The following is a 13,982-nucleotide window of genomic DNA, read 5'->3' as shown; positions in this document are numbered from 1 at the left end:
GGGCCGCTCATTCGAGCGGCCCGCCCCGGGGATTCGCCAGAAACCGGACCCGATGCCGGTCAGGTACGGATCAGGTGTCGATGCGCTCGATGTCGAGCTCGGCCGCGCCGGCGGTGATGAACTCGCGGCGCGGGGCCACCTCGCTGCCCATCAGCAGCTCGAAGATCTTGGCCGCCTCCTCGGCGGCCTCGATCCGGATCCGGCGCAGGATGCGGTGCCGCGGGTCCATGGTCGTCTCGGCCAGCTGGTCGGCGTCCATCTCACCGAGGCCCTTGTAGCGCTGGACCGGCTCCTTCCAGCGCATCCCCTTGCGCTCGAACTCCACCAGCTTCTTGCGCAGCTCGGCGTCGCTATAGCAGTAGACGTACTTGTCCTGGCCCTTCTTGGGCTTGATCAGCTCGATCCGGTGCAGCGGCGGGACGGCCGCGAAGACCCGGCCCGCCTCCAGCATCGGCCGCATGTAGCGGTACATCAGCGTCAGCAGCAGGGTGCGGATGTGCGAGCCGTCCACATCGGCGTCGGCCATCAGGATGATCCGGCCGTACCGGGCCGAGTCCAGGTCGAACGTGCGGCCCGAGCCGGCCCCGATCACCTGGATGATCGCGGCGCACTCGGCGTTCTTGAGCACGTCGGCGACCGACGCCTTCTGCACGTTGAGGATCTTGCCGCGGATCGGCAGCAGCGCCTGGAACTCGGAGTCGCGGGCCAGCTTGGCGGTGCCCAGCGCCGAGTCGCCCTCGACGATGAACAGCTCGCTGCGGTCGTCGGCGGTCCGGCAGTCGACGAGCTTGGCCGGGAGGGCGCTGTTCTCCAGGGCGTTCTTGCGGCGCTGGTTGTCGCGCTGCGTCCGGGCGGCGATCCGCGTCTTGGCGGCGCCGACGACCTTCTCCAGCACCGCGCGCAGCGCCTGCTTCTGGCCGCGCCCCGGGTTCTCGAAGACCGCCTTGAGCTCGCGGCCCACCACTTGCGACACGATCCGGGCGGCGGCCGAGGTGCCCAGCACCTCCTTGGTCTGCCCCTCGAACTGCGGCTCGGGCAGCCGCACCGTGACCACGGCGGTCAGGCCCTCCAGGACGTCGTCCTTGACGACGTCCTCGTCGCTGTTCTTCAGCAGCTTGGACGCCCGCAGCTGCTCGTTGAGCACCCGGATCAGGGCGCGGTCGAAGCCGCGCACGTGCGTGCCGCCCTTGGGCGTGGCGATGACGTTGACGAACGACTTGGTGATGGTGTCGAAGCCGCTCCCCCAGCGCAGCGCGACGTCCACCTCCAGATCGCGCTCGACGTCGGTCGGGACCAGATGGCCCTGGTCGTCCAGCACCGGGACGGTCTCGGTGAAGTGGCCCCGGCCCTGGAGCCGCAGCACGTCGACGATCGGGGCGTCCTTGGCGAGGTAGGAGCAGTACTCGCTGATGCCGCCGTCGAACCGGAACGTCTCGTCGACGACCTCGTCGCCGCGCTCGTCGCGCACGTCGATGGTCAGGCCCGGGATGAGGAACGCGGTCTGCCGCATCCGGTCGAGCACCTGGCTCTGCTCGACGGTGGCGCCCTTGAGGAAGATCTGCATGTCGGGCCAGAACCGGGTGCGGGTGCCGGTGGTCTTGCGCGCGACCTTGCGGACCTGGCGGACGCCGGACCGCCGCTTGAAGCGGGAGTTGGGGCGCTCGTCGGCGAACTCGCCGGGCAGCCCGCGGCGGAAGCTGATCGCGTGGGTGGCGCCGTCGCGGTCGACCTCGACGTCCAGCCGCGCCGACAGCGCGTTGACCACCGAGGCGCCGACGCCGTGCAGGCCGCCGGACGCGGTGTAGGAGACGCCGCCGAACTTGCCGCCGGCGTGCAGCCGGGTCATCACCAGCTCGACGCCCGGCAGCTTGGTCTTGGGCTCGATGTCGACCGGGATGCCACGGCCGTTGTCGCCGACCTCGAACGACCCGTCGGCGCGCAGTGTCACGCTGATGTGCGTGCAGTATCCGGCCAGGGCCTCGTCGACGCTGTTGTCGACGATCTCCCAGAGGCAGTGGGCGAGCCCACGGCTGTCGGTGGACCCGATGTACATGCCGGGTCGCTTGCGCACGGCCTCCAGGCCCTCCAGCACCGAAAGGTGCCGGGCGGAGTAGCCGTGCGAATCGTCGGTGGTGGCTTCTGCGGTCGCGGCGGTCAACGTGCCTGTGCTCCTCGGGGGTAGGACATTCGGCAAGAGGGTACCCCTGGGCACCGACACTCCACTTACAGGCTCGCCGCCGCACCTGATACACGTGCGCCGATCTTCGTCATGGAACCCGCCCGGCGCACCCCTCGGCTGTGATTTGGGTCACTTACCGGCCCATTCTGCTGTGGGCGTACGCACAAACAGGTTGGGAACGCCGACGTCAGGTTAGATGTTGTCTTAAGTACCGACCCCGAGCATGAGGAAGGTGCCGTGACTGGAGCCCTTGCCCCAACCAAGCCGCTGTCCGTCGCTGACCGTTGCGACCGCTGCGGTGCCCAGGCCTACGTCCGTGCTGTCCTTGTAGGCGGCGGCGACCTTCTGTTCTGCGCCCACCACGGACGCAAGTACGCAGAAGCCCTCCGCGCCAGCGGGGCCGACATTCAGGACGAGACCGACAGGCTCAACGAAACCCCGGCCACCGCGTCCGCCGAGGAGCGGTAAGCCTCGAAATAAAAGAATCCCCGGAACGGCGGTCACCGCGACGGTGGCCGCCGTTCACACATTCCGGAGAAATCTCCGAAAGCGAGCGAACAACGCTCGACTTCATAACGTGAGCGATAAATTACGCTGCGTATTCATCCTGGGCGCCCCCGGCCCGGCGCATTCGGCGCGGCGAATATCCTGAAGGGACCGGACGCCCATCATGATCGACCCTACGCGGACGGACGGAGACGGGGGGAACGTGCTCATTCTGCTGCCGCCATCGGAACGCAAGGCCGCCGGCGGGGACGGCCCTCCGCTCGACCTGGAGGGCCTGAGTCTCCCCGAGCTGAACCCCGTCCGCCGGCGCGTCCTCGGCGCCCTCGGCGAGGCCTGCCTGCGCGATGACGCGCGCGAGGTGCTGGGCCTGCCCGAAGGGCAGACGCAGGAGGCCCTGGAGCGCAACCGCGCCCTGATGAACGCCCCCACGCTGCCGGTCTCCGAGCTCTACACCGGCGTCCTGTACGACAACCTGGCGCTCCGCGACCTGGACCCGGCGGCCGCCGCCGACCGGATCATCGTGTTCTCGGGCCTGTGGGGGGCGCTGCGGCTGACCGACCGGATCCCGCCGTACCGCCTCGCCATGGGCGTGGCGCTGCCGCCCGAGGGCAAACTCGCCGCCCTGTGGCGCCCCGCCCTCGAGGCGGCCCTGCGACCCGCGGGCCGGCTGGTGGTGGACATGCGCTCCGGGCCGTACATGTCGGCGTGGAAGGCCCCCGAGCCCGCCGTGCGGGTGCGCGTCTTCCGCGAGCGCATCCTGGGCGGCGTGCCCAAGCGGACCGTGGTCAGCCACATGGCCAAGGCCACCCGCGGCAAGGTCGCGCACGACCTGATCGCGGCGGGCGCCGACCCGGCCACGCCCGAGGAGCTGCTGAAGGCCGTCGCCGACCTCGGCCACACCGCCGAGCTGAACGGCGGCGACCTCGACATCATCCTGCACACCTGACCCTGACCCGTTCCGGCCAGAGAGGCATCGCCCCGGGGCGATGCCGGGGTGGCGGCAGGCCGCTCGGCAGGCCCTGCCCCCTGGCCACTTCCGGCCAGGGGTCGGTCAGGTATCCGCCGGGTAAGGATTTTCGCACCGAACGAAGACACCCCGCGGCGGCGGGGTGTCTCCGTGAGTGCGGCGTCGGCGCGCCCAGGCGTCCTAGTCCAGGTAGTCGCGCAGGACCTGGGAGCGGGACGGGTGGCGCAGCTTGGACATGGTCTTGGACTCGATCTGGCGGATCCGCTCGCGGGTCACGCCGTAGACCTTGCCGATCTCGTCCAGCGTCTTGGGCTGGCCGTCGGTCAGGCCGAACCGCATCGAGACCACGCCGGCCTCGCGCTCGCTGAGCGTGTCCAGGACCGAGTGCAGCTGCTCCTGCAGCAGCGTGAAGCTGACCGCGTCGGCCGGGACGATCGCCTCGGAGTCCTCGATCAGGTCGCCGAACTCGCTGTCGCCGTCCTCGCCCAGCGGGGTGTGCAGCGAGATCGGCTCGCGGCCGTACTTCTGGACCTCGACGACCTTCTCCGGGGTCATGTCGAGCTCCTTGGCCAGCTCCTCCGGGGTGGGCTCGCGGCCCAGGTCCTGGAGCATCTGGCGCTGCACGCGGGCCAGCTTGTTGATGACCTCGACCATGTGCACCGGGATGCGGATGGTGCGGGCCTGGTCGGCCATCGCGCGGGTGATCGCCTGCCGGATCCACCAGGTGGCGTACGTGGAGAACTTGTAGCCCTTGGTGTAATCGAACTTCTCGACCGCGCGGATCAGGCCCAGGTTGCCCTCCTGGATCAGGTCCAGGAACAGCATGCCGCGGCCGGTGTAGCGCTTGGCCAGCGAGACGACCAGCCGGAGGTTGGCCTCCAGCAGGTGGTTCTTGGCGCGGCGGCCGTCCTCGGCGATCCACTCGAAGTCGTCGAGGTCCTCCTCGGACATCGACGGGCCGTCGGCGGCCAGCCGCTCCTCGGCGAACAGGCCGGCCTCGATCCGCTTGGCCAGCTCGACCTCCTGCTCGGCGTTGAGCAGGGGGACCTTGCCGATCTGCTTGAGGTAGTCCTTGACCGGGTCGGCGGTGGCGCCGGCGGCGGCGATCTGCTGGGCGGGGGCGTCCTCGTCGTCGTCGCCGAGGACGAAGCCCTCCTCCTCGTTGCCCGCGGGCTTGCCGGGGACGCCGGGCTTGCCGGGCGCGGCCGCGGCGACGGGGGCCGCCGGGGCGGCCTCCTCCTCGGGCTGCTCGTCGGCGGCGTCGTCCTCGGCCGCGACCTCCAGGTCGCCCTCGAGGTCGTCGAGGTCCTCGAGGTCGGTGACGTCGACGTCGTCCTCGAGCTCGGGGTCGTCCTCGGCGCCCTTCTTGGCGGGGCCCGGCTTGGCCGCGCCCTTCACCGGGGCGGCCTTGGCGGCGGCGCCCTTCTTGGCAGGGGCCTTCTTGGCCTTGGCGGCCGTGCCCTTGCGGGCCTCGGCCTTCTTCGCGACGGCGGCCGGCGTGGGCGCCGGCGCCGGGGTCTCCTCTGCGCCGTCCTCGACCACCGCGGTCACCGTGTCGGGCTGCTCCTTGGCGGCCGCGGCGGCGGTCTTGGGCCTGCGCGCCGCCGGCGTCGCGCGCTTGCGCGATCGCTTGGGCGCCGCTGAGTCGGCAGCGCTCACCATGACGGTCACACCCTCCTTGCTCAGGCTCCGCAGGATGCTGGAGGCCTGTGACACGGGAATGTCGGCCTCTTCGAACGTACGTCGTACGTAGTCGGCGTCGAGGTAACCCTGGGACCGTTCACGCTCGATCAGTTGCGCGATGACATGCTCGTGCAGATCTGACGCTTTCGAGGTCGAGCTAGCAGGCGACACAAATACCTCTCGAACGAACGTGTGGCTTGGTTGACCCAAGTGCCCTGACGGGCCCGGCCTCACACGGGGTGGGACCACACACTGGGTGGGCCACCTTATGCGGACCGCAGCGTACCCGCTCTTACTGGGTCAAGCATTCTGGGACTGCCGCGCATTCCGCATCCGGTGTCCTCCCCGGTAACACACCACCTTAGGGGGCGCTGGGCGGTCCTTCGTACGTGTGGTGCCGGGTTCCGGCCGTATCGTGGCCTTCTCCGGACTCGTACGCGGAGCCGCCCCGGCGCGCTCCGGCGGCGGAGATCACTCGGGCTTCGGCGGGACGTGCAGGGCGAGTACGGTCACATCGTCCACTTGCTCGTAACCCGCAAGCATCCGATCGACCAGGAAGTCGACGACTCTCTCCGGATCTCCTACCACTTCAGGTGGGGCGTCGGCCGCCACGGCGACAAGCTCCTCCAGGCCGGCGTCCACCCCACGCCTACGGTTCTCCACAAGTCCATCGGAATAGAAGACCACAGTGTTGCCGGTCTCGATGGAAAAACTTGTCTGCTGCCGCTGGGAGGGCCAGCCGAGCGGCGTCCCGGGCTCCAGCGAGCTGACCCTGGCGGGGGCGTCGGCGGAGATCAGCAGCGGCGGCGGGTGGCCGGCGTTGCTGAACGCGCCGTGGCCGGTCTCGGGGTCGATCACCGCGTAGGCGACCGTGGTGAACTGCTCCTCGTCCTCGGTCGCGCTGAACAGCCGGTCGAGCCCGGCCAGCACGGCCGCGGGGCGCGGGTCGTTCAGCGCCAGGGCGCGCAGCGCGTTGCGGACGCGGCCCATTCCGGCCGCGGCGAGCACGCCCTTGCCCATCACGTCGCCGACCGCCACGGCGAGCCGGTCGTCGGGGAGGCGGAACACGTCGTACCAGTCGCCGCCGACCTGGACGTGCCGGGTCGCGGGGTTGTAGCGGGCCGCCAGCACCATGCCGGGCAGCTGGGGCAGGTCGCTGGGGAGCAGGCTGCGCTGCAGCTCCTCGGCGGTCTTGTGCTCGCGCTCGAACAGCAGCGCCCGCTCGACCGCCAGGGCGCACTGGCCGGCCAGCGCCTCCAGGAAGACCCGCTCCTCCTCGGTGATCTCCCGGGGCCGGGTGAACGAGAACCGCAGCGCGCCGATCGGGGCGCCGGCCGCCAGCAGCGGCAGGCCCGCCCAGGCGCGCTCCTCGGTGTGCTGGAGGAACAGCCCGGCCTCGTCGCGGCCCAGCTGGAGCCGGAGGCTGTCGGGATGCTCGGCCAGGAACGGGCGGCTCTCGCGGACGGCCACCGACATCACGGTCTGGTCGCTGACCTTGAAGTCCTCGCGGGAGGAGGGCCGCGCCTCGGTGCCGGGCGAGGACGGGGTCACGATGCTCAGCCGCAGCTTGTCGTCGTCGAGCAGGGCGACGGCGGAGTAGTCGGCGCCGATCGCCGACCGGCCCACCTCGGTGATCACCTGGACGACCTGGCTGACGGTGAGCGCCTCGGCCAGCATCGAGGTGGCCTGCTGGAGGCGGGCGGTGCGCAGCGCGGCGGCCGACAGCTGCTCGGTGAGCCGGCCGCGCATCTCCTCGGCCTCGCGCTGGCCGGTGACGTCGGTGTTGGCGCCGACCCACTCGATCACCGTGTCGCCGCGCCAGATCGGCACGGCGCGCACGTCGAAGTGGCGGTACGCGCCGCTCTTGGTGCGGATGCGGTAGTTGGTCTCGAACACCCGGTCGTCGCCGACGCACTCGCGCCAGACGGCCTCGATCCGGGGCCGGTCCTCGGGGTGCACCACGGCCAGCCAGCCGCCGGTGGCGTAGTCGTCGGGCGTCTGGCCGGTGATCGAGCGCCATTCGGGCGCGTCGTCGATCACGCCGCCGTCCGGCGAGGCCACCCAGACGACCTGGGAGCTGGCCTCCACCAGCGAGCGGTAGCGCTGCTCCTTGCGCCGGATGACCTCCTCGGCGCGGCGCCGCTCGGTCACGTCCTGCGCGGTCAGCACGACGCCGGTGAGCCGGCCGTCCTCGCCGCGGGCGGGCAGCCAGGTGCAGGCCAGCACGCGGGAGCCGGCGGCGACGGTGGTGGCGGGCGGCCCGGGGACGGGGACGGCGGGCTCCACCATCTCCCCCATGCCGGCCATCTCGCCCATCTCGCCCGGCGCCCGCTCCTCGCGGGGCAGCGGCACGGTCAGGTCGGACTCGGTGATCGCCTGCTCATCGGCGAGCACCGTGCGCAGCGCGCCCTCGACCGCGGAGGCCAGCTCGGCGGGCAGGAACTCGCCGGGCCGCCGCCGGTGCGGATCGGTGCCGGGCACGCCCAGCAGCTCGGGGAGCGCGGCGTTGGCCCGGCGGCAGCGCAGGCCGGTGTCGAAGATCGCCAGACCCGCCGGGGCCCGGTCCATCAATGTCGCGTACAGGGCGGAATCGGACGCATCCATGGGCCGGCCCTCCACCCCGGCGATCCGGGGATGCGGAACGGACGTGTCGGTGCTCATCGGCAACACCTCCGCCCCAGGGGGTCCCGTACCGCGCGGCAGTTCGTCATCACTATGCGTGAATGGGAGCAGGCTAGCGCTCCCGCCTCCATCACAACACCCGTCGAAGTCAGGTACTCATCATCCCGGTGGTTCGCCGCCGACGGAAGTCCCCGCGGCATCTGTGTCACGCGGCTCACGGCGCCGACCTCCGGATTCGGACGCCGCCCGCGCCGGCCCGCCCGGGCGGCGGGAGGCGTCCACACGGACGGCGAGTACGTGATGGTACGACGCCCGCGCCCGACACGCCCGGCGGGCGCGCTAGCCCGGCGAGTTCCGGACGCCCCGAACAGGCTCCTGCCCTGGCGCTATCCGCCGGCAAAAAGACGGCAAAGACGCGCCGCCGGCGATCACTTCTTCGCCTTGGCGGCGGCCTTCATCTCCTGCTTGAACGCCCGCACCTCGGCCAGCGACTCGGGCCCGGTGATGTCGGCGACCGACCGCCGCGACCCCTCCGCGCCGTAGTCGCCGGCCGCCTCGCGCCACCCCTCGGGCCGCACGCCGTACTGCTTGCCCAGCAGCGCGGTGAAGATCTGCGCCTTCTGCTTCCCGTAGCCGGGCAGCGCGTTGAGCCGCTTGAACAGCTCCTTGCCGCTGTCCACGTCCCGCCAGATCGCCCCGGCGTCACCGTCGTAGTGCTCGACGAGGTACTGGCAGAGCTGCTGGATCCGCTTGGCCATCGAACCGGGGTAGCGGTGCACGGCCGGCTTCTCCGAGAGCAGCGCGGCGAACCGCTCCGGGTCGTACGCGGCGATCTCGTGCGCGTCGAGGTCGTCGGCCCCGAGCCGCCGCGCGATCGTGTACGGGCCGGTGAACGCCCATTCCATCGGGACCTGCTGGTCGAGCAGCATGCCGGTCAGGGCGGCCAGCGGGCTGCGTCCGAGCAGCTCGTCGGCCTCGGGCTTCTGCGCGAGAACAACCTGGGTGGCCATGGGGCCAGCTTAGATCTCACCGTTTCCTTACGGGGGCGCCGCAGGCATGGTGGCGGCGCCGCCGGAGTGCTCGAATGGAGCATGTGGCGGATTTCGATACGGAACGGGCGGAGGGCGCGCCGGTAGGGCGGCGGATCGTGCTCGGCATGCTCGGCCTGGGCGCGGCCGGCGTCGCGGTCGGCGCGTCCGTCCAGCGCGGGGTGAACCGCGCCCTCGCGCCGGTGAACCAGATCGGCGAGGTCCTGCCGGGCACGGGCGGCTTCCGCTACTACTCGGTCGTCGGGAGCGTGCGGCCCCGCCGCCCGGCGGAGCACCGGGTGACCGTGGGCGGCCTCGTGCGCGAGCGCCGGTCGTTCGGCATGGCCGACCTGGCGGCGCTCCCCCAGACGCGCCTGACGCGCGACTTCCAGTGCGTGACGGGGTGGCGGGTGCCCGAGGTGATGTGGGCGGGGGTGGCCCTGCCCGACCTGCTGGACGCGGTGGGCGTCTCTTCGCGGGCCCGCGCGGTCCGGTTCATCTCGTTCGACGGGGTCTACACCGAGTCGCTGACGCTGGAGCAGGCGCGGCGGCGGGACGTGCTGGTGGCGACGGAGATGCTGGGCGCGCCGGTGACCCACGACCACGGCGGGCCGGTGCGGCTCTTCGTGGCCCCGATGTACGGCTACAAGTCGCTCAAGTGGCTGGGCGGCATCGAGCTTACGGAAAAGGTCGTCTCCGGTTACTGGGAGCGACGCGGTTATGACGTCGACGCCTGGGTCGGCCGGTCGAACGGACGGAACGATGCCCCCACCTGACCCGCCCGGCCCGCCGGGCCGGCTGCTCCGGTTCACGGCGGCCGAGCGGTGGGTCCACCACGCGACGGCCCTGCTGATGCTGGTCTGCCTGGTCACGGCCGCGCTGCTGTACGTACCGGCGCTGTCGGCCGCGGTGGGGCGCCGGGACCTGCTCAAGCCGCTGCACATCTGGGCCGGGTACGCGCTGCCGCTGCCCGTGCTGTTCGGCCTGGCGTCGGAGGCGTTCCGGCTGGACCTGCGCAGGCTCGACCGGTTCACCCCGCACGACCGGGACTGGCTGCGCCGCGGCGACCGGCGGGCGGTGGCGCGCACGGGCGGCCTCGATCGCGGGGTCGTGCCGGTGGGCAAGTTCAACGCGGGCCAGAAGCTGAACGCCGCGTTCACCGCGGGCGCGATCCTGGTGCTGCTCGGCACCGGGACGATCATGACGTTCCCGGATCCGTGGCCGGACCGCTGGCGGACCGGCGCCACGTTCGTCCACGACTGGCTGTTCCTGCTCGTGCTCATCGTGACGATCGGCCACCTCTGGTACGCCCTGCGCGACCGGGGCGCGCTCGGGGCCATGGCGACCGGGCGGGTGGACCGGGCGTGGGCGGCCCGCCACCACGCCGGCTGGCTCGACGAGATCGACAGGATGGACGAGATCGACGGGACCGAGGCGATGAGCCGTCCGGATGCGTACCCGGAAAGGCACGCTCCGGAACGCCCGGGAGAACCTCCGGAGAACGTCCTGAAGACCCCGCCGGATAGGTCTTGACACTCACCGCAAAAGCGCTGGAATGAGACGCGAGGCGAGGTTGGCGGCGCGTCCCCGCCGGACCCGAAAGCGCTGATCGGCACGGTGTTCACGGGTCGTCACGGAACGATCGCGCCCGCCCGTCCCGCTCCCGGCGGTTCACCCCGTCCCGCCGGACCCTCGGGCTCGGAGGCGCTGCGTTGATGCCCGCACTGGCCGACCGCCGCGGCGAGATCCGCCGGCTGCTCACCGGACGGCTCTCGCTGGAATTCGCGATCTTCACTCCCGACACCGTCGAGCGCTGTGTCGCCGATGTCCAGGCGTGCGCGACCCATCTGGGTCTGGACGCCACCCCGGCGCTGGTGGAGCGCATGGCCCGGGAGCATCTGGTCGGCATGGTGAAGTCCGAGCCGCCGTCGGGGCGCGTCGGCGGTCCCGACGCGTGAGCGGCGGGGCCGCGCGAGCGCGGCGCGCGCGGCCTCGGACGGTGAGCGGACGGTGACCGGCCCGGATTCCGGCGCGTCCCTTTCCCGCCGTTTCCCGCCGTCGCCGACGTCCTGGGCGAGTACCGGCGCCGGATCTGAGAAGCTAGGGGCGTGAGTCCCCGCAGCCGCCGCCAGTCCTCCGGGGAGCCGCCCCGGGACGGCCCGCCGTCCTCGGACGAGATCTCCGCGATCTTCGACGGGATGCTGCGCCACGCGCGCGAGCTGCTGGCCGTCCGCAGCCCGCTGGACGCCGAGCTGATCGTCAGCGAGATCCTGGGCTCGTGGTGGGGCCGCCGGGTCCCCGACGGCGACGTCGAGGAGGTCATCGGCGAGGCGCTGATCGACCACGCCGGCCGCGTCGGCACCCCCGCCGCGCTGGCCCTGCTCACCGGGATGGCCTACCTGGGCACGCCGCGCCAGGCGGCCCGGGCCGAGCGGGCGGCGCTGGCCCTGATGGAACGCGGCGTCGCGCGCCCCGGCTGGGCCGACCGGGTCGGCACGGTCGCGCTGGAGGGCTGCCACGTCTCCCGCGACGTCTACGGCGACCAGGAGTCGGTGATCTGCACCTTCACCTACGGCGGCCGCGACCGGCACGCCCTGGTGGTCGTCGTCGACCGGACGAAGGCGTCGGCCGTCCAGGGGTCGCTGCTGCACGGCACCGGCGCCGGGAGCGCGTTCCCCGGGTTCCCCGGCACGCTCCCGTCCCACGGCAACGGCGGCGGGCACCCGCCGGCCGCCGGCATGGTCCGCGACGCCTGGGTCTCCTCCCACGTCGACCGGCTGCTCGACCACTGCAGGTGGGAGGGGCGCACCAACCCGCTGATGCTCTTCGAGCGGCTCGACCCGCGCGACACGCGGGCGGTGCTGCGCCGGGCGCTGGAGTTCACCGACGAGGCGCGCGACCCGCCGGTCGCGGAGAAGTTCGGCTCGTACCACGCGTTCGTGCGGGCCCGGGTGGCGCTGCTGCCGCCGGGCGGGCGGGCGCCGCAGCCCGCGGTGTACGGCCGCGACCGGCGCGCGACGATCGCCGCCCGGTTCCTGTCCTCCGACGAGGCCGAGGACCTGTCGGACCTGTCGGCCGCCTCGCGCTGCGTCGACCGGATCATCGACTACGGCTGCGCGCACGATTTCGGCCGGCCGCTGCGGGTGAGCCCGACCAAGTGCGAGATGTTCCTGCTCGACTGGCTGCCGCGCAAGGTGCTGCTGTCGCCGACCGAGCAGGAGGCCGTGCCGCACGTGCTGGCGGCCTGGGTGCGGTGGGCGGGCAAGCGGACCGGGCTGCCCGAGGAGGGCGTGCGGGCCACCCTGGACGCCGTCTGGGACGCCACCGCCAAGTTCGCCGAGGCCTACCGCGATCCGGCGGCGTTCGGGCTGAGCCGCGACCTGGTGGCGCGGCTGCTGCCGGACGGCGAGCTGGAGGCGCTGCCCCGCCGCGCGTTCGCGCTGCCGTTCCTGACCGGGCGGCACCGGCAGTCGGGGCGGCACGGCGCGATCGACCTGTCCACCCTCGACCCCGCCGATCCGGAGGACCGGCGGATCATGCTGGAGTTCGAGCATCCGGGCGCGTCCGCCGAGCACCTGGACGCGCACGAGCGGCTCGCCCGGCGGCTCTGGGACGGCGACCCGCCCCAGCTGTGGGAAACCGCACAGGCGCTGCTGGACGTGGGGTTCGAAAGGCACGAGATCCTGCACCGGCTGATGGACGTCCTGGACGCGTACGCCGACGATCCGGGCGAACTTCGCGGGGCGCTCCGTGTGCTCCGTCACGTGGCGCCGCCCGAGTGAGCGGCTGGTTTGCCAGCGGCGTCCCGGGCGACAATCATCGGGATCTCGGGGAGCGGTCGCGCGGGGGTCGCGGCCCGGCCCGGCGGTAGGGAGTGATCTAGTTGGAGTGGTCCGAGTTCGCGCGGCACCTGGGACGCGAGCTCGCGGGTCTGGAGCGGGACACCATCCTCATCGTGCGCGAGCGCGACGAGAGCCGCCACTACGTCCAGGCGATGCGGGAGCCTGACCGGCTGTACGCCGAGGCCGTCAGCAACAACTTCCTCGACGGGCCGCTGCTGCTGACGCTCGCCGACGAGGAGGTCATGAGCGAGGCCGGCTGGCGGCCGCCCGCCGAGCCGGGACCGGACGGCAGCATGCACGCCGGCCCGCGCAACTGGTGGACCGAGCTGCCCGCCTACGCCACCGCCGGCGACCACGGCCGGCTCGCCGACGTCATGGTCACGGCGCTGCGCGACGTGCAGGGCGTCCGGCGCCCGTCCGACCTGGTGTACGAGTCGTTCCACCGGCACGGCACCGGGCTGATCGAGCTGCTGGACTTCGGCATCGAGACCGCCGACCCGGGCCGGGTGAGCAAGCGGCGCAGCACCCTGGCCGAGAGCGCCGGCTGGGACGGGGACGCGACCGCCGCCGCGACCGCGGCTCCCGCCGGGGGCGTTCCGGCGCTGGCCGCCCCGGTGCCCGGCTTCGAGCAGGGGCCGCCCGCCGCCGACGGGCCGGACGAGCTGGAGCCGCGGCTCGCCGAGGCCAAGGGGCGCGGCGACCACACCACCTACTTCGAGCTGCTGCTGTCGGCCGATCTCGTGCTGCCGTCCACGGCCCCGGCCGTGGAGGACCCGGAGGCCGCCGACCTCCCGACGACCACGATCGGGAGCGGCACGTACATCGTCGTGTTCACCTCGCCGCAGGCGCTGGTGCGCTCGGGGCACCGGCCCGACCTGTACCGGCGGACGTCGTTCGCGCAGCTGGCGCTGGGCTGGCCGGACCCGGCCTGGCAGCTGGCGATCAACCCGGGGCTGCCCAGCGAGGTGCATCTGGACGCCGCCGCCGTCAACCGGCTGGACGCCACGCAGCGCGCCCTGGCCCGGCCGGCGGCGCAGCAGCCGGTGATGCCGCCGCCACCGCCCGTATCACCGGCCGTACCGCCGGCCGTGCCACCGACCGTGGCACCGCCCGTGCCGCCGGCGGTACCGCCGGCCGGACCCGCCGCCGCGCCG

Annotated in this window: 11 protein-coding genes; 7 read left to right on the top strand and 4 right to left on the bottom strand. The window is 72.5% G+C overall.

The window, feature by feature from the left end:
- Window positions 1-70 precede the first annotated feature (70 nt).
- Entirely contained in the window at window positions 71-2,158 is a 2,088-nt protein-coding gene (locus tag AB0881_RS39835; protein WP_366625853.1) for a DNA topoisomerase IV subunit B, read from the bottom strand.
- A 258-nt stretch (window positions 2,159-2,416) separates the two neighbouring features.
- Here AB0881_RS39835 and AB0881_RS39830 point away from each other — a divergent pair, with 258 nt between their 5' ends.
- On the top strand, window positions 2,417-2,647 hold the full coding sequence (locus tag AB0881_RS39830) for a hypothetical protein (protein WP_366625851.1): 231 nt from the start codon (window positions 2,417-2,419) through the stop codon (window positions 2,645-2,647).
- Window positions 2,648-2,888: 241 nt separating this feature from the next.
- The gene (locus AB0881_RS39825; protein WP_366625849.1) at window positions 2,889-3,632 is read left to right on the top strand and encodes a peroxide stress protein YaaA; all 744 of its coding nucleotides are present in this window, start codon (window positions 2,889-2,891) and stop codon (window positions 3,630-3,632) included.
- A 201-nt stretch (window positions 3,633-3,833) separates the two neighbouring features.
- Here AB0881_RS39825 and AB0881_RS39820 read toward each other — a convergent pair whose 3' ends face one another.
- From AB0881_RS39820 to AB0881_RS39810, 3 genes are all read right to left on the bottom strand, one after another.
- Window positions 3,834-5,507, bottom strand: a complete 1,674-nt coding sequence (locus tag AB0881_RS39820; protein WP_366625847.1) for an RNA polymerase sigma factor — start codon at window positions 5,505-5,507, stop codon at window positions 3,834-3,836.
- 300 nt (window positions 5,508-5,807) lie between these two features.
- Window positions 5,808-7,997: a SpoIIE family protein phosphatase gene (locus AB0881_RS39815; RefSeq protein ID WP_366625845.1), complete on the bottom strand. Its 2,190-nt coding sequence runs from the start codon at window positions 7,995-7,997 to the stop codon at window positions 5,808-5,810.
- A gap of 389 nt (window positions 7,998-8,386) precedes the next feature.
- Window positions 8,387-8,968 carry an HhH-GPD-type base excision DNA repair protein gene (locus AB0881_RS39810; RefSeq protein ID WP_366625843.1) on the bottom strand — a complete coding sequence of 194 codons (582 nt, stop codon included), beginning with the start codon at window positions 8,966-8,968 and terminating at the stop codon, window positions 8,387-8,389.
- A gap of 83 nt (window positions 8,969-9,051) precedes the next feature.
- On the opposite strand from AB0881_RS39810, the gene AB0881_RS39805 reads away from it, so the two are divergent.
- The 5 genes from AB0881_RS39805 to AB0881_RS39785 form a co-directional block, all read left to right on the top strand.
- Window positions 9,052-9,762, top strand: coding sequence for a molybdopterin-dependent oxidoreductase (locus tag AB0881_RS39805; RefSeq protein ID WP_366625841.1), 711 nt, complete (start codon window positions 9,052-9,054; stop codon window positions 9,760-9,762).
- A complete protein-coding gene (locus AB0881_RS39800) occupies window positions 9,749-10,519 on the top strand; it encodes a cytochrome b/b6 domain-containing protein (RefSeq protein WP_366625839.1) in 771 nt (256 codons plus the stop codon). The genes AB0881_RS39805 and AB0881_RS39800 overlap by 14 nt, the downstream gene beginning before the upstream one ends.
- A gap of 182 nt (window positions 10,520-10,701) precedes the next feature.
- Window positions 10,702-10,944, top strand: a complete 243-nt coding sequence (locus tag AB0881_RS39795) for a hypothetical protein (RefSeq protein ID WP_366625838.1) — start codon at window positions 10,702-10,704, stop codon at window positions 10,942-10,944.
- 240 nt (window positions 10,945-11,184) lie between these two features.
- Window positions 11,185-12,768 (top strand): hypothetical protein, encoded by a 1,584-nt coding sequence (locus AB0881_RS39790; RefSeq protein ID WP_366625859.1) that lies wholly within the window; start codon window positions 11,185-11,187, stop codon window positions 12,766-12,768.
- Window positions 12,769-12,869: 101 nt separating this feature from the next.
- On the top strand, window positions 12,870-13,982 hold a 1,113-nt coding region (locus AB0881_RS39785; RefSeq protein WP_366625837.1), incomplete at its 3' end, for an SseB family protein.

The sequence above is a fragment of the Spirillospora sp. NPDC029432 genome (assembly GCF_040703975.1).
Taxonomy (GTDB): Bacteria; Actinomycetota; Actinomycetes; order Streptosporangiales; family Streptosporangiaceae; genus Spirillospora.
The sequence above is the reverse complement of the archived record's forward strand: the minus strand, read 5'-3'. Positions and strand labels throughout refer to the sequence as shown.

Bases quoted from the DNA above. Each gene is read 5' to 3' on its own strand.
- AB0881_RS39815 (WP_366625845.1), bottom strand. From the start codon at position 7,997: ATGAGCACCGACACGTCCGTTCCGCATCCCCGGATCGCCGGGGTGGAG.
- AB0881_RS39810 (WP_366625843.1), bottom strand. From the start codon at position 8,968: ATGGCCACCCAGGTTGTTCTCGCGCAGAAGCCCGAGGCCGACGAGCTG.
- AB0881_RS39800 (WP_366625839.1), top strand. From the start codon at position 9,749: ATGCCCCCACCTGACCCGCCCGGCCCGCCGGGCCGGCTGCTCCGGTTC.
- AB0881_RS39795 (WP_366625838.1), top strand. From the start codon at position 10,702: ATGCCCGCACTGGCCGACCGCCGCGGCGAGATCCGCCGGCTGCTCACC.
- AB0881_RS39790 (WP_366625859.1), top strand. From the start codon at position 11,185: ATGCTGCGCCACGCGCGCGAGCTGCTGGCCGTCCGCAGCCCGCTGGAC.